This window comes from Salmonella sp. SAL04162, from assembly GCF_046551535.1.
GTDB lineage: Bacteria > Pseudomonadota > Gammaproteobacteria > Enterobacterales > Enterobacteriaceae > Salmonella > Salmonella enterica.
The window spans coordinates 316,629-335,895 of sequence record NZ_JBGDVX010000005.1; the positions used below are offsets into that span (position 1 = coordinate 316,629).

Here is a 19,267-nt window from a genome sequence, read left to right on the forward strand (position 1 = left end):
GTATGGTAGTGCGGGGACGAGCAAAAAAAAAGCCGCTAACGCACAGTTAGCGGCCTGAATGTTGTTTCCCGGAAAATTAAACTGTAGCGGCTTTAGAGCCTTTTTCAGCGTTATCATCGTCCTGGGTCATACGGTTCAGCTTAGGCGCTGTCAGCAGCATCAGGATGGCGATAACGGCGGTTGCTATGCCAATCTGCATAAATACGCGACCATAGACTTCCAGGGACATCAGTGGGTCAGTCACGTCGCTCGGCACAGCCATCAGGTTGGCGACATAACCGCCGATGATGTTAGCGCCTGCCGTTGTCAGGAACCAGCTACCCATGATGAAACCCATCAGACGCTGCGGAACCAACTGTGCGACCATTGCCAGTCCCAGACCGGAGATCATCAGCTCACCGATACTTTGCAGGCCGTAGCTTGCGATCAGCCAGTTTACGGATACGATGCCGGCATCGTTCGCAAATTTGGCGCCCAGCGGCAGAATCAGGAACGCGCCGGAACACAGCACCATACCAATGGCGAATTTCATCGGCATCGGCAGCGTATCGCCCATCCTGTTATAGATAGCGGCCAGAATCGGGCTGCCGATAATGATCCAGAATGGGTTCAGCGCCTGATACTGTTCCGGTTCGAACGCGATACCGAGAATAGAGTGCTCGACGTTACGAATGGCAAAGAAGTTCAGCGACGTCGGCATCTGGCTGTACAGTACGAAGAAGATAATCGCCTGCAGCATCAAAATAAAGGCGACGATCATTTTACGGCGAGCCGCGCCGTGCATGGAAAACGCTTCTTTACCGAAGATAATGACGATGCCAAGAGCGATTACGCCCAGCACCATACGCGCGATGTCCTGGTTGTGCAGCAGCCAGGTGGCGACCGCAATCAGAACGACAATACCCACGATTGTCAGCAGCAGATTACGGAAGTTGATCGGTTCAAAGTCGGGTTTGGAACCGTAGCTTTTCACCCAACGCTGGCAGAAAGCAAAGTTAACGACGGTTATCAGCATACCGACGACGCTAAGCGCAAACGCGGTGCTCCAGCCATAACGCGCCGCCAGCCACGGCGTCGCCAGCATAGAGAAGAAGGAGCCGATGTTGACGGACATATAATACATCGTAAATGCGCCGTCGAGACGCGGATCGTCCTTCGCGTAACAGGTAGACAGCAGGGAAGACGGGTTAGCTTTAAACAGACCGTTACCCACAGCGATAGCCGCCATGCCCATATAGACGATGCCAGCGTCATGACCAGACCATGCGACCAGCGCATAACCGATAGCCAGCACCACGGCACCCAGCATAATAACGCGTTTGGTGCCCAGAATTTTATCACCTAACCAACCGCCAATGGCGACCAGGCCGTACACCAGCGCACTGAAGGAAGAGAAAAGGGTGATGGAATCCGCTTCTGACATACCCAGTTGTTTTACCAGGTAGACGGCCATAATGCCTTGCAGGCCGTAATAACCAAAACGCTCCCATAACTCTATCGAGAAGATGAGATAGAACGCCTTCGGTTGTTTGAAAGCGTTCAAACTGACGCTCTCAGTTGGTTTTTTGTTTGCAGTAGACACTTTTACCTCTTTTTTACGCCCCGTATTAACAGGGATTGTCTGGCGCGTGATGAGTCAGACTCATCCGTCCGATTGTTATATTGGAGGGGAAACGGCAGGTAATGTTCACTATCTTTCCTCTCCAGACAAGAGCTTTGTAATAATCTGTTACATATAACTCTTCTGGTTGAATCGTCCGATGTCAGAAATGTTATCCAGCGTTAAATTTCTTCATTTGAAGAATGGCAGATTTTTACACTGCAAAAAGGCCATTGGTTTGGGTGAAAGGCGATATCTTCTGCTATTTAAGGTGAAAAGCAGTGATATAGGCCATTATCTGAAAAAATGGCAGAGTAATATTTTGTAGTGAAAACGGGGCGTCAGTCTATCCGGTTGTAAATGTAACCTTAGATGTCATTAAATTTCACATGAAGTTATCAAAGTGATCCTGATCACGGATAGATAGAAATTTTTGCGATTAAAAAAATGATTAACCTGACGTGGAGGGAAAACGAAAGCACATTACATCAGAAAAAGGACAGAGACTGGAATGATTGATGGCTAAAATAGATCCAGGCCGAAGGTGGGAGCGCGCTGGCGTGACGGACGCGCTCCGAGCATATCAAATATCGACTTTTTCTTTGTATTCGCAAAGGTCTTCAATGAGGCAGGAGCCGCAGCGGGGTTTTCGGGCGATACAGGTATAGCGGCCATGCAAAATTAACCAGTGATGGCAGTCCACTTTGAACTCATTCGGCACCACTTTCAGTAACTTCTCTTCTACCTGCTCGACATTTTTACCCGGCGCGAACTGTGTTCGGTTGCATACACGAAATATATGCGTATCAACGGCGATGGTCGGCCAGCCGAAGGCGGTATTTAGCACCACGTTAGCGGTTTTACGCCCCACGCCGGGAAGCGCTTCCAGCGCCGCCCGATCCTCCGGCACTTCGCCATTATGCTTGTCCAGTAAAATACGGCAGGTCTTAATCACGTTTTCCGCTTTACTGTTAAATAAACCGATGGTTTTGATATAGGATTTCACGCCTTCTACGCCCAGTTCCAGCATCGCGGCTGGCGTATTGGCGACCGGGTAAAGTTTGGCGGTAGCCTTGTTCACGCTGACGTCGGTTGCCTGCGCGGAAAGCAACACGGCAATCAGCAACTCAAACGGCGACGTGAAATTGAGTTCCGTTGTGGGGTGCGGATTGTTGTCGCGCAGGCGCGTCAGAATTTCCAGCCTTTTTGCTTTGTTCATCAGACTTTCCCTGTTTCACCTGCCGGAACAGCGGAAGGCGCGGTTTCGGCGCGGCGTTTCTTCATTTTTTCATCAATAAGATATTTTACCGCCAGCATGAGCCCCAGGCCGATAAACGCGCCTGGCGGTAGCATCGCCAGCAGGAAAGGCGAGTCGGTGTGAAATATCTCGACCCGTAATACTTTTGCCCAGCCTCCCAGCAGGCTATCCGCGCCATCGAAAAGCGTACCATTCCCGAGGATCTCGCGCAGCGAACCCAGCACGAACATCGCGCCTGTCGCGCCCATGCCGATGGAAAAACCGTCCAACGCGGAAAGCCACGGTCCTTTTTTCGCGGCAAACGCTTCGGCGCGACCGACAACAATGCAGTTCGTTACAATCAGCGGAATAAAAATCCCTAAAGACTGATATAAACCGAACGCATACGCATTGATCAGCATCTGTACTGCGCTTACCACCGAGGCAATGATCATAACGTAAATCGGGATACGGATTTCTGCCGGCGTCCAGCGACGTAGTGCGGATACCGTAAGGTTGGTCAGCGTTAATACCAGCGTTGTGGCCAGACCCAGCCCCAGAGCGTTGGTTGCCGTAGACGTCACCGCCAGTAAAGGGCACAGGCCAAGTAGCTGCACCAGAGCAGAGTTATTTTTCCATAACCCCTGAACAACAATGTCTTTTATTTCGCTCATGGCTATTCTCCACAGGCGGTTAAATGGGGGAGCTGAGCGGGCAGTGATTCGGCGTACAGCCCGGCGCGTTTAACCGCATTCACCACGGCGCGCGGCGTTATTGTCGCCCCGGTAAATTGATCAAAATCACCGCCATCCTTTTTCACCGCCCAGTGCGTATCATTTTCACCGCTGATGGTTTTACCGCTAAAGTGGGTAATCCAGTCAGACAAACGGCGCTCAATTTTATCACCTAACCCTGGCGTCTCATGATGTTCCGTCACGCGCGTCCCCAGGACGGTACCGTTGAAATCTGCGCCAACAATAAGCTGGATAGCGCCGGAATAGCCATCTGGCGCGGTGGCCTCAATGATGGCCGCTACGGGTTTATCATCCTTGCGAGCGATAAAAACACGATGTGTGCCTTTGCCGAGGGCGGGCGCATCGACCAGATAACAGCTATCTTGCAGATTATTATTGTAACGATCTGGCGGCAATACCTGATCGAACAGGGCATGCTGTTGTTGCAGCGCTTGTTCGTGGATGGTTGATTTTGTCATCTGATTAATCACCGCAGTCAATCCGGTAGAACCTGCGGCAAAAAGCGCCAGCGTAATACCGTGTTTACGAATCGTTTTCAGCATGGTTTATCCTTTGCAATGTCCATAGACGCGGGGGCGCGTGTAGTAGTCGATCAGAGGAACCGTGATATTCGCCAACAGGACAGCAAAAGCAACGCCGTCCGGATAGCCGCCGAAGCTACGAATCAGCCACACTAATACCCCAGCCAGCGCGCCGAAAATTAAACGTCCACGGTTGGTCGTGGAGGCGGTAACCGGATCCGTCAAGATAAAAAATGCGCCCAGCATGGTGGCGCCTGACAGCAGATGAAGCTGCGGCGAGGCCAGCGTAGCGGGCGAGAAAAGCCAACCTAACGCGGCGCATAGCGCCAGCGTCAGTAGAAAACTGACCGGGATATGCCAGCGGATAGCTTTTTGCCACAGCAGGAATACGCCGCCGACAAGCCAGGCGAGGTTAATCCACTGCCAGCCCACGCCAGCCAGCGCGCCGCTGTATATCGGGTACTGCATGATTTGCTCAACGGAGTGCCCGGCGCGCAAGGACGTTTTAAACGTATCCAGCGGCGTCGCCTGGCTGATACCGTCAATACCAATACGTAGCAGTGTCATATCGCCGCCGCTGGCGGTATGCCCGGTAAAAATCATCCGCAACGTGTCCAGCATATCGGGCGTTGTTGCGGCTATTTCATAAGGCGGCAACCAGCTTGTCATTTGCACCGGAAAGGAGATTAAGAGCACCACGTAACCGATCATTGCCGGATTAAAGGGGTTTTGTCCCAGCCCGCCATATAACTGTTTAGCGATAATAATGGCGAATCCGGTTCCCAGCACGACCATCCACCAGGGCGCGAGCGGAGGGATGCTGACCGCCAGCAAAAGCCCCGTCAATAACGCGGAATAATCCTGTAGGTGACTGGCGACCGATTGTTTGCGCAGTCTAAGGACAATGGCTTCCGCGACGAGCGCCGTGATGGCAGCCAGAACGATCTGGAAAAGCGTTCCCCAACCAAAAAACCACGTCTGCGCGGCAATCCCCGGCAGAGCGGCGATTAATACCAGCAACATGATTCGCGATGTCTGGCGCTGGTTATGGGTATAAGGCGAGCTTGCGATTCTGAATACCATTTAATCCTCGTTAACTACCTGCTGCTGTGCTGCTTTTTTTGCCTGAACGCGGGCGATCGCCGCAGCAACCGCGGCTTTACGCGGGTCGGCCGGTACGACAGGTTCGCTTCCGGCCTGCTGCTCCTGCTTGCGGGCTTTGGCGCGGGCGATAGCCGCCTCCACCGCGGCTTTGCGCGGATCGACCGGTTCGGCAGGTTCGCTTCCGGCCTGCTGCTCCTGCTTGCGGGCTTTGGCGCGGGCGATAGCCGCTTCCACTGCGGCTTTACGCGGATCGACCGGTTCGGCAGGTTCGCTTCCGGCCTGCTGCTCCTGCTTGCGGGCTTTGGCGCGGGCGATGGCTGCTTCCACTGCGGCTTTACGCGGATCGACCGGTTCGGCAGGTTCGCTTCCGGCCTGCTGCTCCTGCTTACGGGCTTTGGCGCGGGCGATGGCCGCTTCCACCGCGGCTTTACGCGGATCGACCGGTTCGGCAGGTTCGCTTCCGGCCTGCTGCTCCTGCTTACGGGCTTTGGCGCGAGCGATAGCCGCCTCCACTGCGGCTTTACGCGGGTCGTCGCCGGGTATCGCGCTGTCAGCCATCGGATGAGTGGCTTGTTTAGCGCGCGCTTGCGCTTTACGCGCTTCACGGGCCGCGATGACGGCGCTATTGTCTGGCAGACTACCCGCCTGAATAACCACCGGTTGCGTGGCCTGCGCCTGTTTCTCTTTTACCCGCGCCAGCGCAGCGGCAATGGCATCCTGATCTTTTGCCGCTGGTTGTACCGCTGCGCTCTTGTGACGTGCAAGGCGGGCGGCTTTTTCGCGCTCCAGTCTTGCCTGACGAGCCTCAAAACGTGCTTTGGCTTCGGCGGCGCGTTTTTCTTCAAGCCTGATCGCATTAATCTCCGCTTTTTCCTGACGGAAATATTGGACGAGCGGAATATTACTCGGGCAGACCCAGGCGCAGGCGCCGCATTCTATACAATCAGCAATATGGTGAGCGGTAGCCTTGTCATGCTGCTGCCCTTTGCTGAACCAATAAAGCTGCTGCGGTAAAAGGTCGGCAGGGCAGGCGTCAGCGCAAGCGCTGCAACGAATACAGCTTTTCTCTTCCTGAGTCGCTCCCATTTCAGTCACGGATGGCGCCAGCAGGCAGTTGGTGATTTTTACGACCGGTACGTCAAGCCAGGGAAGGGTGAATCCCATCAACGGGCCGCCCATGATGACCATCTGGTCAGCGGAAGGGCAGAACCCGGCATCGTTAAGCAAATGACGAACGGGAGTGCCGAGCCGCGCCCAGACGTTACCCGGACGGCTTACCGCTTCACCCGTTAAGGTGACAACGCGTTCTGTGATCGGTTCGCCGTCAACCACGGCGCGTTTAACGGCATAAGCCGTACCGACGTTTTGCATCAGCACGCCAATATCAGAGGATCGCCCGCCGTGGGGAACCTGTTTTCCCGTCAGTATTTGGGTGAGCTGTTTTGCGCCGCCGGAAGGGTATTTGGTTGGGATAACACGTAACGAAATGTCGTGAGCGTCAGCCAGTACGGCGCGCAGCATGGAAATAGCCTGCGGTTTGTTATCTTCAATGCCGATTAATACCTCACGCGGTTGCAGAATATGCGCCAGGATGCGAATACCTTCCACAATCTGCGCGGCGCAGTCCTGCATCAGACGATCGTCCGCCGTAATGTAAGGTTCGCACTCTGCGGCATTGATAATAAGCGTAGTGATTTTATCGCCGCCGCCCTGCAATTTAACGCCGGTGGGAAACCCTGCGCCGCCAAGCCCGGCAACGCCATACTGATGAATGCGTTCAATGAGCGCTTCACGGCTGTGGGCGCGGTAATCAGACCAGCCCTCGCGTTCAATCCAGCGGTCTTCGCCGTCGGCATCAATGATGACGCTTAACTCCGCCAGCGCCGAAGGATGTGCCGTCGAGTGGGGGGCAATAGCGATAACCGTCCCGGAGGTGGGCGCGTGTACCGGCAGCATTCTCCCACGTCCACGGGTAAGCGCCTGGCCGCGTAGCACGCGATCGCCGACGCTAACGCACAGCTCGCCCTCAGCGCCAATGTGCTGTTTTAAAGGGATAACAAAGCGCGGCGCTAAAGGCACCTGGCGCAGCGGCGTGCCGTTTGACTGGGTCTTCATTTCGGGCGGATGAATACCACCGTCGAAATCCCAGATTTTATCTTTTCTGAAAGCGGAAAATAGTTTAAGCATGTTGTTCCACGGGAATGATGCGAACGGGAATGGTGTTCAAATCCCATTTCCAACTGTCGGGCGTCTCATTCACCGGACGTAATTCGATGCAGTGCGTCGGACACGGATCGACGCACAGATTACAGCCAGTACAGAGATCGCTCATGACCGTGTGCATGGCGCGCGTTGCGCCAACGATGGCGTCAACCGGGCAGGCCTGAATGCATTTTGTGCAGCCAATGCAGTTATTTTCATCAATAACTGCCAGCATACGTACTGGCGCAGCCTGCTGTTCTTCACCATCGCATGGTTGCGGCTCTACGTTTAGCAGCTCTGCCATTTTCAGCATGACGGCTTCGCCGCCGGGCGCGCAACGATTGATTTTCTCGCCCTGGAGACCCACGGCTTCGGCGTAGGGGCGACAGCCGGGATAGCCGCACTGACCACACTGGCTCTGCGGCAAAATCGCATCGATTTTTTCAACAACCGGATCATCTTCAACCGCGAATCGGCGGGAGGCATAACCCAGAATGGCGCCGAACACCAGACCCAGAAGGGTCAGGGCGCCAACGGCAATCCAGATAGTATTCATTACAACTTCACCAAACCACTAAAGCCCATAAAGGCCAAAGACATTAATCCTGCGGTAATCAATGCTATCGCGTTACCACGAAAAGGGGCGGGCACATCCGCCACGGCAAGGCGTTCGCGGATGGCGGCAAACAGAATCATCACTAATGAAAAACCGACGGCGGCGGAAAATCCGTACAGCGCCGACTGAAGAAAGTGATGACCGAGATTAATATTCAGTAACGCTACGCCCAGAACCGCACAGTTAGTGGTAATCAGTGGTAAGAAGATGCCTAACAAGCGGTATAACGCCGGGCTGGTTTTCCGTACAACCATTTCGGTAAATTGCACGACCACAGCAATGACGAGGATAAAGGCCAGCGTCCGCAGATAAATCAGATCCAGCGGAATAAGTATCCAGGTGTCGATAAGCCAGGCGCATATCGACGCCAGCGTCATGACAAAGGTCGTCGCGAGGCCCATCCCCATGGCGGTTTCCAGTTTTTTGGATACGCCCATAAAGGGACAAAGGCCCAGGAATTTGACCAGTACAAAGTTATTGACCAGTACAGTTCCGACAAAGAGCAGCAGGTAATCAGTCATGTTTCGGCCTGAAATAAAAAAGCCGCCTATTATCTGTCAAACTACCACAGGCGACAACAGGTTAACTGTAGGGTTATTACGGATTAACAAACGTTGTTTTAACGCGCGCTGAACGTTTGAGATAAGGCACAATGAGCGCCGTCGCCAACAGTGGGAAGAGTAACTGACGCACGGCAAAGGCATCTGAGACGGGCGAAAAGGCAAATGCTTTAACCGCCAGTAACACCGACACCAGCAGCCAGATAATGTAATGCTTCGGCACGCAGCGTCTGCGCTTGAAGAATGCGATCGTCAACCACAGGGTATAGTACCACATGGCGATAGCGGTAATAAATGAAATGCCCCATAGCAGTAAATTACCGGTTTCCTGTCCGCTAAGCGTCTTGAACGTTTGCGGTGTGGCAAGCGCCATAACGTAGAGTAATAACGCCAGCGAGGCGCTCAACAACGCGACTAACAGCCAGGCTAACGGGCCAAGAAGCCAGCCTCCAATTCGTTGTGGCGGTGTTGTAGTCATATCTTCTCCGGGGTTACGCGCGTTAACGGTCATGCCGCTCATTTTGGGGCAAATATTATAAGGTTTTTGATGTTAAACGCTACTTTCTTTATTGCACATAGCGCCAGACGGATTGCGGAACCTGACCTACATCGAACAGGCGTCCTCCGGAAACCAGTTCGGCACGGCGGTGATCTGCAGCGCGATACATATTAACAATGTCCATGTCATCAGTAAGGGTATAGTTAAGGTGGTCGAACAGTTTTTCCAGACTTTCGAGCGAACTAATTTTGCGGAATTTTAATAGATAATCCTGAACAGTCATATAAAGTTGATCCATATTAAATATAATGCCAACGGAGTAGTCACTGATAAAAAATAAACAAAACCGCACCAGTGAGAGGTCAGGGGTGCAGGTAAAAAGGGAATATTCTTACCGGTAAAGAGTCAGGCGCCACATGGCGCCTGGGGCGAAAGGTTAACGCGCTTTCCTACAACAGGCAATAAACGTCAGACCAGATAGGACATATTTCGTTTTTTTTGCCGGTTTTTGACTTTCTTTGCACGCCCCGGGGCGCCGCTGACCGTACCACGCGAAAATGCCTTTACATTATCTGACGCTTACTTCTTCTGAACGGAAGCCGTGGGCTCTGGTGGTTGGTAATTGTCAATATGGTTGGCAATACCTAAAAGAATGACTGAGATAACGAGAACTATCCACCCAGTTAATTCAATAAGACGATTCATTATTGACGACATTTGCTTTGATTTATCCATAAACACAGGGGGTAAATGTTACTTTCCTGGCGAACGGTCGGCAAGAGGGAAGCAAACGATTTCAGCCTCTGTTCTGTAACAAGTTAATCATTTGATGCTACGTTGATGGTCAGGACGCTATTGCGGCTAATCGCACGATGGTGTGGAATAGCGATATCTAAAACCGGAGGCAGTGAGATGAATGACAAAATCCGCGTTGGGTTAATCGGTTATGGCTACGCCAGTAAAACCTTTCATGCGCCCTTAATTATGGGAACGCCAGGGCTAGAGCTTGCGGCGGTATCCAGCAGCGATGAAACAAAAGTGAAAGCAGATTGGCCGGCGGTTTCCGTGGTCTCTGAGCCCCGACACTTATTTAACGATCCGCATATCGACCTGATCGTGATCCCGACGCCCAACGATACCCATTTCCCGCTGGCGAAAGCTGCGCTGGAAGCCGGTAAGCATGTGGTGGTTGATAAACCCTTTACCGTGACACTGTCACAGGCGCGAGAATTGGATGCGCTTGCGCGGAGCACTGGCCGGGTACTTTCCGTCTTCCACAACCGACGCTGGGACAGCGATTTTTTGACGCTGAAAGCCTTGCTGGCGGATGGCGTGCTCGGCGAGGTGTCCTTGTTTGAGTCCCACTTTGATCGCTTCCGTCCCCAGGTGCGCGACCGCTGGCGCGAGCAAGGCGGGCCGGGAAGTGGTATCTGGTACGATCTGGCGCCGCACTTGTTGGATCAGGCCATTCAACTTTTTGGCCTGCCGGTCAGCATGACGGTGGATTTAGCGCAGCTGCGTCCGGGCGCGCAATCTACAGATTATTTCCACGCGATTTTATCCTACCCCCAGCGCCGCGTGATTTTGCACGGTACGATGCTGGCCGCGGCGGAATCCGCGCGATACATCGTTCATGGTTCGCGCGGTAGCTATGTAAAATATGGCCTCGATCCCCAGGAAGAACGGTTAAAAAACGGCGAGCGTTTACCGCAGGAAGACTGGGGATACGACATGCGTGACGGCGTATTGACCCTGGTTGAGGGAGAGACGCGCAAAGAAGAAAACTGGCTTACGTTGCCGGGTAACTATCCGGCATATTATGCCGCCATCCGCGATGCGTTAAACGGTAACGGTGAAAATCCCGTGCCGGCAAGTCAGGCGATTCAAATTATGGAGTTGATTGAACTGGGCATGGAATCGGCAAAACATCGCGCGACGCTGTGCCTTGCCTGAGATGTCGCATTTCTCCGCCTGGGATAGCATTAAACCGCAGGCGGAGAGAGGGCGTTAGCATCAATAAAGCAATTTTACGCCGCGGCCACTTTTTCGCGCAGCGCACGTTTTTCGCCATCGCTCAGAAAGGCGATTTCCAGACCGTTAATCTGCGCCTGGCGAATCTGTTCGCGGCTCAATCCTGCCGCTGGCGCGGCGACGTGATATTCATGGATAATATCTACGCCCTGAACAGCCGGATCGTCCGTATTAAGACTGGCGAGAACGCCATGCTCAAGGAAGGTTTTGAGCGGATGATCTGCCAGCGATGCGACGGTACTGGTCTGAATATTCGAGGTCAGACAGGATTCAATACCGATACGCTGCTGTGCAAGAAAATCCATTAACGCGCGATCTTCGACAGCTTTTACGCCATGTCCGATACGTTCGGCCCCCAGTTCGCGAATCGCCTGCCAGATACTTTCCGGCCCTGCGGCTTCGCCTGCGTGAACGGTAATATGCCAGCCCGCATCGCGCGCCCGATTAAAGTGTGACAAAAACAGACTGCCGGGAAAGCCCAGCTCATCACCGGCTAAATCCAGCGCGGTGATTTTCTCTCTGTGCGCCAGCAGCGCATCAAGCTCCTGTAAACATGCCGCCTCGCCGAAGGTACGGCTCATAATGCCAATGAGTCGCGCCTCGACGCCAAACGTGTTACAGCCGTCGCGTACGCCGTCGATAACGGCTTCAACCACGCCTGCGATCGGTAACTGATGCGCCATCGCCATATAGCCGGGCGAAAAGCGAAGCTCGACGTAATGCAGGCCGTTACGTGCGGCATCTTCAATATTTTCAAAGGCCACACGGCGGCAGGCGTCAAGCGATGCCAGGACTTTTACCCCCCAATCGAGCTTCGTGAGAAAGCTTACTAAATCAGGTTCGGTTGAGGTGACCTGGACATGCGGAATCAGCGTTTCCAGCGTTTGGGCGGGAAGGGCGATGTTGAACTGCCGACCAAGATCCAGAATTGTTTGGGCGCGAATGTTGCCATCAAGGTGGCGGTGGATGTCAGTCAAAGGAAGCGTAATATCAATCATGGGCGCACTCAATTTTTAATAAAAGTGCGCACCATTATACTACAGATTGATAATCCTCTGGAAATTTTGCAAAAACGGAGTCATTACGTTGCAACTTCGCGAGAGCGCGGGAGAAATTTTGTATCATTCTCTTTAACGCGCCCCGGTTAGCTCACGGGGGGCTCTGTTATCGCATCTTAGGATAAAGGGTCAACACCCCGCTTGTAGACGGTATCAGCGAACGGTGCGGATAGCGTTAATCAATCCGTTGACGCCTTTTTCAAGTTTCAGGCGAGGGCATCCGGCATTCAGACGCACAAATCCCCGGCCTTCTGCGCCATAGGTATCGCCGGGCATAATGGCGACTTTCTCCTGATGAATGAGCGTGTGCTGTAATTTTTGATCGTCAATGCCGAGTGAACGGAGATCAATCCAGGCCAGATAGGTCGATGGCGGCGCTTGCCAGTTCAACGTCGGAAAGGCGCCATTCAGCGCCTGCTCAATATAGCGCATATTAGCCGCCAGCGAGGCGCGTAACGCATCCAGCCACGGCGCGCCGTGCTGATACGCGGCAATATGCGCCGTGAGCGAGAGCACCGCTGGCGAAGAGAGGCCGTCGCGCCCTTTTAAGGCGGCCAGGTAGCGTTCACGGCTTTCACTATTTTCAATGATTCCATAAGCGCCGGTTAATGCCGGAATATTGAAGCTTTTCGAGCCGGAGGAGAGCAGCGCCCAGTCTCCGCGCGCGACATTGCTCCAGGGAATATGCGGCTGGTTTCCCCATACCATATCCATGTGAATTTCATCGGAAATCACCCGTACGCCATGGCGCTCGCACAGCGTTGACATCGTTTCCAGCTCGTCACGCGTCCACACTTTACCGGTGGGATTTTGCGGACTGCACAGCAGCAGGATTTTGCTTTCCGGACGCGCCAGCGCCGCCTCCAGTTTGGCCATATCGCAATACCAGGCGTTGCCTTCTTTCTCCAGCGGGACGGGAGTGACGATGCGATGGTTGCCTTCAATCGCTTTATAAAAAGCATCGTAAGCGGGGGTATGAACTACCACGCCATCGCCTTCGTCGGACCACTGGCGGATAAGCTCGGACGCCATATAGATAACGGAGGGGCCGTATACGAGGGAGTGGGCATCTATCGTGGTCTGATGGCGTGTCGCAAACCAGTGGGTAATTGCCCCTAAAAACGCCTCATTTTTCCAGCGGCTATAGCCCAGCACACCGTGGGAAAGGCGCTGGTTTAGCGCCTCCAGGATACACGGCGCGGTGGCAAAATCCATATCCGAGATCGTAAAGGGGAGCAGATCGGCTTCGCCAAAACGATCGGCGACATAATCCCACTGCGTACACCATGTCCCGCGACGGTCAACTTCCTGTGAAAAATCGAACATATCTCTTCCTTATGCCTGAACGGTATTCATCAGACCAACCATTTCATCTTTTACCGACTGAACCTGCGGGCCGATAACCACCTGCAAATTATGCTGATTGAGCTGTACGACGCCTATCGCACGATTGTCCTTCAATGCCTGGACATCGACAAGCGACATATCTTTCACGGACAGACGTAGGCGGGTGATGCAGTTGTCCAGACTCACGATGTTTTCCGTGCCGCCTAATGCCGCCAGGATAGCAGGCACGTTGTAGCCGGATTTTCCTGGCGCGCCAGCGATCGCTTTTTCAATGCTGGTGGCGATCTCCGCTTCGCGCCCCGGTGTTTTGAGGTTAAAGCGTGTAATGGCGAAGCGGAAAATGAGGTAGTAAACCGCAAACCAAATCGCCGCCACTACCGGTACCAGATACCATTTTGTTGACAGACCATGCAGGATGCCAAACACCACAAAGTCAATAATATTGCCATCCGTATTGCCGATAGTGACGCCGAGAATAGCCATGATGGTAAAGCCCAGTCCGGTCAGCAGAGCATGAATAACGTACAGCACCGGCGCTACGAACAGGAACAGGAATTCCAGCGGCTCCGTTGTACCGCCGACAACGCAGGCGATTAAACCGGAAATCAATAATCCTTTAATTTTAGGGCGGTTTTCTGGACGGGCACAGTGGTACATTGCCAGCGCGGCGCCCGGCAACCCACCGAGAAACGCCGGCATTTTGCCTTGCGATAAGAAGCGAGTGGCGCTTTCAGAGAAGCCGTGCGTCGTTGGGCAACTGAGTTGGGCCTGGAAAATAGTCAATGCGCCGCTCACGGTATGCCCGCATACCTCTTGCGTACCCCCCGCCTCGGTGAAGCGAATCAGCGCTACCAGAATATGGTGCAGACCAAAAGGCAACAGCAGGCGCTCGCCGGTGCCGAAAATCATCGGTCCAAAGTCGCCGGCGCTATTGATGATATGACCCAGTCCACTAATTCCCATCGCAAAAACCGGCCAGACGAGCGGGATAACCAGGCCGACGAGCCCCATCACAACGGCGGAAACGATAGGTACAAAACGCGTACCGCCGAAAAAAGCCAGCGCATCCGGCAAACGAATGGTATGAAACCGTTCATGCAGCATCCAGACAATAATACCAGCGATAACGGCGCCGAGGATGCCGGTATCGATAGAGGGGATGCCCAGAATATTTTGTACGTTATTGGCTTTCAGCACCGCCGCATCGGTGGTCGGCAGAATGCCTTTTGCCGTGAGCCAGAAGTTGACTGCAAGGTTCATGACCGCATAACCGACAAACCCGGCAAACGCGGCGACGCCTTTGTTTTCCCGCGCCAGACCGAGCGGAATCGCGATACAAAACATCACCGGCAGGAAGCTAAAGGCAAAAGAACCTACTTTACTCATCCAGGTGAAGATAGCCTGTAGCAAGGGATTACCCAGCACGGGGAGCAGGGTGATAACGTCGTGGCTACTGAGCGAGCTGCCGATACCGAGCATAATGCCGCAGAACGAGAGCAAGGCGACGGGCAACATAAACGTTTTGCCCAGTTGCTGGAAAAATTCCCATAGCGTTATTTTTGGCGTGGTTTTCGTCGTCATCTAACGACTCCTTGTTAATAAAGGCTGGTGTCAGGTTATGATGGCGAAAAGATAAAACGTTTTATCAAATTTTAGTGCGGCATTAATCACATTACTGACCGATAATAACGCGTATAAAGATAACGGATAGGTAAAACGTTTTATCTGTCAGATTCTGGAGCGATTTGTTGACATGGCTATCGCCAAAAAAATCACTATCCACGATGTTGCGCTGGCGGCTGGTGTGTCGGTGAGCACCGTTTCCTTAGTGCTGAGCGGCAAGGGGCGAATATCGGCCGCGACCGGCGAGCGCGTGAACGCGGCAATTGAACAACTGGGTTTTGTGCGTAACCGCCAGGCGTCCGCGCTGCGTGGCGGGCAAAGCGGCGTTATCGGTTTGATCGTGCGTGATTTATCGGCACCCTTTTATGCCGAATTGACCGCCGGGTTAACGGAAGCGCTGGAAGCGCAAGGCCGTATGGTTTTTCTCCTGCACGGGGGGAAAGATGGCGAACAGCTAAATCAGCGTTTTACCATGCTGCTTAATCAGGGCGTGGATGGCATGGTGATCGCCGGTGCGGCGGGTAGTAGCGAAGCGCTGAGAGCGCAGGCCGACGCACAAGGAATTCCGGTGGTGTTTGCGTCACGCGCCAGCTATCTTGATGATGCGGATACCGTTCGGCCTGACAACATGCAGGCGGCGCAGCTCCTGACGGAGTACCTTATTCGTCAGGGCCATCAGCGCATCGCCTGGCTGGGAGGACAAAGCGCATCTTTAACCCGCGCGGAGCGCGTGGGCGGCTATTGCGCGACGTTGTTAAAATACGGTCTACCGTTTCACAGCGAGTGGGTCGTGGAATGCGCTTCCAGTCAGAAGCAGGCAGCAGAAAGCATTACCGCGCTGTTGCGATACAATCCGACCATTAGCGCTGTCGTTTGTTACAACGAAACCATTGCGATGGGGGCGTGGTTTGGCCTGCTGAGAGCCGGACGACAGAGTGGCGAGAGTGGTGTCGATCGTTATTTCGAGCAGCAGGTGTCGCTGGCGGCGTTTGCTGATGTGGCGGAGAACGCCCTCGACGACCTGCCGATTATCTGGGCCAGTACGCCGGCGCGAGAAATAGGCTATACCCTGGCCGAACGAATATTGCAGCGTATTGCTCACGACGAGCACCATGTGCGGAGTCAAACGATAGCCGCTCGCCTGGTAACGCAAAAGTAGAGGCTGCGCGTCGTTCGGCGCAGACCGGGTGCAGCGTCGCGACACCCGGCAAGGCGATTATTGTTGAGGCAGCGCCGGAACGTCCGGTACGGAAAGCGCTGGCATTCCAAACAGGCCGACAAAGTCTTCCAACGGCATTTTTTGTCCGTTGAGCGTGATCTGGCCATTGGCGTACTGCAAACTGGAGGCGATAGTATTATCCTTCAGCGTTGTCAGTCGGAACATCTGACCCATTGCGGACAGCCCCTGCACCTGTTGTTTTGCCAGTTTTTCCGCATCATCCTGCTGATAGCCTTCCAGCTTTGCTATCTGCGTCATAAACTCGACCGCCATGTCCATTGGAATTGCCAGTTTCGCATCCAGCGATTTCACGGAGCGGTCGACTTCCTGCGCCAGCGTTTGCGGTTGTGCCGTTGTGGTTGCCGGATCTTTGAGGAACAGCGACAGATTCAGCGTGGTTTCCCCTTTGGCGTTTTTCCAGCTAAGCGGCGCCAGAGTCAGTACCGGATCGCCTTTTAACAGCACGGGGAGAGCGCTAAAGAACGCTTCAGTAACTTTTTGCTGATAAAGCTCAGGATTCTGCGCCACGTCCGGCTGATTCAACAGCGCCTGCGTTTGCGCATGATATTGCTGACTAAACTGGTGCCAGGCTTCGCCGTCGATTTGACCGACTTTCAGCGTTAATTTACCGCTGCCCAAATCCTGATTCTGCACTTTCAGGCTGTTAAGCGAGTAATCCAACTGGCTGTTAATGGTTTTTCCGTCGTTGACGAGATCGGACTTGCCGGCAATTTCCATCCCTTCCAGCACCGCCATCTCTTTACCCTCAATGGCGATGGACAGTTTATCCAGCGTTAACTTTTGGTCGCCTACACGCTCGCCAAAGCTTGCCAGCTTACTGGTACCGTCTGTTTTCAAATTATTAAAGGTGAGTTGGACCTTCTGATTATATTCGTTAACGGCATCGACCAGGCCGCTCTGCGCTTCGCCCGACAGCGAAACCACATTACCGTCTTTATCGGCGTTAAGCTGGAACTCGCCGCCGCTAAAGGCGACCTTTTCACCGGCATTCTCGTAGTTTAACGGCTTGAGAGAGATATCGGAGCGGGTATCGCCGCCATAACCAATGCGGGTATTGATAACAAAGGGCGTGTCGCCTTTCGCGATATCAAAGAGGGGTTTTGCCGCATCGTTATTCACCAGGGTGGTTTTTACCGACGCCATAGAAGGGATCAGATTGAGCGTTTTGAGCTGGGCGAGCGGGAAGGGACCATGTGAAACGGACTCGTCCAGCACAATGCTTTGCCCGGGTTTCAACCAGGTAGTGTCTGCGCCGGCAACCGGTTTGACAACCAGTTGCAGATGGCTACTGAACACGCCACGCTGGTAGTTTTGATAACTTAATTCGACACCGGCCTCCGGCGCAGTACGCTTGAGCTGTTCATTGGCCTGAGTCACCATTTCTGAAAGATGGTTCTCCAGCTTTTTCCCCGTATACCAGGCGCCGCCTGTCCAGACGATGCCAAGTGCAATTACTACACCTGCAGCTACCAGTGTTTTTTTCATATCAATTGTCCATAAAAATGAAACCAGGCGGATTAAACCGCCTGGAGGAGTTTTACGTCTGTTATAAGCTTAGCAAGAGTTGTTAAAAAATTCAGTACGTTGCTACAGCTTGTTATAAACACGCGCTAAACGGCCTGTGCCGCTGGCGTTAACCGGAGACTCATCCGCGCCGATAAAGGCAGATTCACCCGGCTTCAGTACCAGACGCTGTTCATCTTTACGTAACACCGCCTCACCCTCAACGCAGAACAGAATCGCGGCGCTGTGTTGGCCGATGCTCGTCTCCTGAAGCGCCAGGTCGTGCAGTGAAAAAGCAAAATCGTCAACCGGAATTGGGAAGTCCAGCTCCGCGCCGCTTTTTACCGGGGCAGTCAGCAACTCGCTGGCAGGCTTAGGTTCGAACTTCACGTTCGCGACCAGCTCAGGGATGTCGATATATTTTGGCGTAAGGCCAGCGCGCAGAACGTTATCGGAGTTCGCCATGACTTCCAGCGCAACGCCCTGCAGATAAGCGTGAGGCGTTTCGGCAAACAGGAACATCGCTTCGCCGGGATTCAGTTTGACCACATTCAGCAACAAAGGAGAGAAAAGCCCGCTGTCGTCAGGATAATACTCTGAAATCACGCGGATCGTTTGCCACGGTTCGCCTTGCTGGCTGTTAAGCGCCGCTTTGAGTACGGCTAACGCGCGGGATTTTTCTTCGCCTTGCATATTCAACAGGCTGGCGAAAAGCTGGCTCAGACGTTCAGCGTTTGGCGCCTGCAAAAAGTGGGCGATAGCGGAATGCGCGCCGGCGACAGGTTGCAGTAAAGAGACAATGTCAGAAAATTCGCGGAACGCGTTCATCGCCAGAAAAGGCGTCAGGGCAAAAACCAGCTCTGGTTTATGGTTAGGATCTTTATAGTTCCGCTCTGCGGCATCCATGGGGATACCCGCCGCATTTTCTTTCGCGAAACCGATTTCGGAGTTGCGTTTATTCGGGTGTACCTGAATAGAGAGCGGCTGCGCGGCGCACAGTACTTTAAACAGAAACGGCAGTTCGCCGAAACGGTTGGCTACCGCTTCGCCCAGCATGGCGGTTTTATTCTTTTCGATGGCGTCACGCAGGGAGACGGTTTCGCCGTTGGCGGTGGTGATTCGCGAGCTGCTTTTGGGATGCGCGCCCATCCAGAGTTCAGCCATTGGCTGCTGCTGCGGATTGGCGATGCCATAAAGTTCCGTTAACGCAGTTTTACTTCCCCAGGCATAGTTTTGCACTGAGTTAATGAGTTTTTGCATTATCAAGCCCTGTTTCAATGTGGAGATTAATGGGAGGTATTAAACCAAGAAACCCGCATGAAGTAACCTCCGGGCGTAAAAAGTCGTACTTGTCTCAGTTTTTGTTAAAAA

Annotated in this window: 18 protein-coding genes; 2 read left to right on the plus strand and 16 right to left on the minus strand. The window is 53.5% G+C overall.

Annotated elements, in window-relative coordinates; all coding sequences use genetic code 11:
- Window positions 1-76: 76 nt before the first annotated feature.
- The 11 genes from dtpA to blr all read right to left on the minus strand — a co-directional run bounded on the left by dtpA (window position 77) and on the right by blr (window position 9,799).
- Complete coding sequence (gene dtpA / locus ACLJRH_RS12775; protein WP_000100909.1) at window positions 77-1,582, minus strand: dipeptide/tripeptide permease DtpA; 1,506 nt, start codon at window positions 1,580-1,582, stop codon at window positions 77-79.
- A gap of 601 nt (window positions 1,583-2,183) precedes the next feature.
- Window positions 2,184-2,819: an endonuclease III gene (gene nth, locus ACLJRH_RS12780; protein ID WP_001030318.1), complete on the minus strand. Its 636-nt coding sequence runs from the start codon at window positions 2,817-2,819 to the stop codon at window positions 2,184-2,186.
- Window positions 2,819-3,511, minus strand: coding sequence for an electron transport complex subunit E (locus tag ACLJRH_RS12785; RefSeq protein ID WP_001289628.1), 693 nt, complete (start codon window positions 3,509-3,511; stop codon window positions 2,819-2,821). Before ACLJRH_RS12785 ends, nth begins: the two co-directional genes overlap by 1 nt.
- Before the next feature lie 2 nt (window positions 3,512-3,513).
- The gene (gene rsxG / locus ACLJRH_RS12790) at window positions 3,514-4,134 is read right to left on the minus strand and encodes an electron transport complex subunit RsxG (RefSeq protein ID WP_000920817.1); all 621 of its coding nucleotides are present in this window, start codon (window positions 4,132-4,134) and stop codon (window positions 3,514-3,516) included.
- 3 nt (window positions 4,135-4,137) lie between these two features.
- Window positions 4,138-5,196: an electron transport complex subunit RsxD gene (rsxD, locus tag ACLJRH_RS12795; RefSeq protein ID WP_023137442.1), complete on the minus strand. Its 1,059-nt coding sequence runs from the start codon at window positions 5,194-5,196 to the stop codon at window positions 4,138-4,140.
- On the minus strand, window positions 5,197-7,404 hold the full coding sequence (rsxC, locus tag ACLJRH_RS12800) for an electron transport complex subunit RsxC (protein ID WP_023891938.1): 2,208 nt from the start codon (window positions 7,402-7,404) through the stop codon (window positions 5,197-5,199). It lies immediately after the preceding gene.
- Complete coding sequence (rsxB, locus tag ACLJRH_RS12805; RefSeq protein WP_001092600.1) at window positions 7,397-7,975, minus strand: electron transport complex subunit RsxB; 579 nt, start codon at window positions 7,973-7,975, stop codon at window positions 7,397-7,399. Before rsxB ends, rsxC begins: the two co-directional genes overlap by 8 nt.
- Window positions 7,975-8,556, minus strand: a complete 582-nt coding sequence (rsxA, locus tag ACLJRH_RS12810; RefSeq protein ID WP_023137221.1) for an electron transport complex subunit RsxA — start codon at window positions 8,554-8,556, stop codon at window positions 7,975-7,977. The genes rsxB and rsxA overlap by 1 nt, the downstream gene beginning before the upstream one ends.
- 76 nt (window positions 8,557-8,632) lie before the next feature.
- Window positions 8,633-9,073: a DUF2569 domain-containing protein gene (locus ACLJRH_RS12815; RefSeq protein ID WP_000214061.1), complete on the minus strand. Its 441-nt coding sequence runs from the start codon at window positions 9,071-9,073 to the stop codon at window positions 8,633-8,635.
- A gap of 88 nt (window positions 9,074-9,161) precedes the next feature.
- Window positions 9,162-9,377, minus strand: a complete 216-nt coding sequence (ydgT, locus tag ACLJRH_RS12820; protein WP_000217946.1) for a transcription modulator YdgT — start codon at window positions 9,375-9,377, stop codon at window positions 9,162-9,164.
- A gap of 296 nt (window positions 9,378-9,673) precedes the next feature.
- Entirely contained in the window at window positions 9,674-9,799 is a 126-nt protein-coding gene (gene blr, locus ACLJRH_RS12825; protein WP_001708800.1) for a division septum protein Blr, read from the minus strand.
- 207 nt (window positions 9,800-10,006) lie between these two features.
- Here blr and ACLJRH_RS12830 point away from each other — a divergent pair, with 207 nt between their 5' ends.
- Window positions 10,007-11,047, plus strand: a complete 1,041-nt coding sequence (locus tag ACLJRH_RS12830; RefSeq protein ID WP_000998242.1) for an oxidoreductase — start codon at window positions 10,007-10,009, stop codon at window positions 11,045-11,047.
- A gap of 74 nt (window positions 11,048-11,121) precedes the next feature.
- On the opposite strand, the gene add is transcribed toward ACLJRH_RS12830, so the two are convergent.
- The 3 genes from add to malX all read right to left on the minus strand — a co-directional run bounded on the left by add (window position 11,122) and on the right by malX (window position 15,111).
- The gene (add, locus tag ACLJRH_RS12835) at window positions 11,122-12,123 is read right to left on the minus strand and encodes an adenosine deaminase (RefSeq protein WP_000565565.1); all 1,002 of its coding nucleotides are present in this window, start codon (window positions 12,121-12,123) and stop codon (window positions 11,122-11,124) included.
- Window positions 12,124-12,336: 213 nt separating this feature from the next.
- Window positions 12,337-13,509, minus strand: coding sequence for a MalY/PatB family protein (locus ACLJRH_RS12840; protein ID WP_023223277.1), 1,173 nt, complete (start codon window positions 13,507-13,509; stop codon window positions 12,337-12,339).
- Window positions 13,510-13,518: 9 nt separating this feature from the next.
- The gene (malX, locus tag ACLJRH_RS12845) at window positions 13,519-15,111 is read right to left on the minus strand and encodes a maltose/glucose-specific PTS transporter subunit IIBC (RefSeq protein ID WP_000208903.1); all 1,593 of its coding nucleotides are present in this window, start codon (window positions 15,109-15,111) and stop codon (window positions 13,519-13,521) included.
- Window positions 15,112-15,283: 172 nt separating this feature from the next.
- Between malX and ACLJRH_RS12850 the strand changes: the two genes are divergently transcribed.
- On the plus strand, window positions 15,284-16,312 hold the full coding sequence (locus ACLJRH_RS12850; protein ID WP_000951918.1) for a Mal regulon transcriptional regulator MalI: 1,029 nt from the start codon (window positions 15,284-15,286) through the stop codon (window positions 16,310-16,312).
- Between the two features lie 57 nt (window positions 16,313-16,369).
- Here the strand turns inward: ACLJRH_RS12850 and ACLJRH_RS12855 are convergent, their stop codons facing one another.
- Window positions 16,370-17,878 carry a YdgA family protein gene (locus tag ACLJRH_RS12855; protein WP_000753341.1) on the minus strand — a complete coding sequence of 503 codons (1,509 nt, stop codon included), beginning with the start codon at window positions 17,876-17,878 and terminating at the stop codon, window positions 16,370-16,372.
- Between the two features lie 102 nt (window positions 17,879-17,980).
- Complete coding sequence (manA, locus tag ACLJRH_RS12860; RefSeq protein WP_001170625.1) at window positions 17,981-19,156, minus strand: mannose-6-phosphate isomerase; 1,176 nt, start codon at window positions 19,154-19,156, stop codon at window positions 17,981-17,983.
- Window positions 19,157-19,267: the final 111 nt, after the last annotated feature.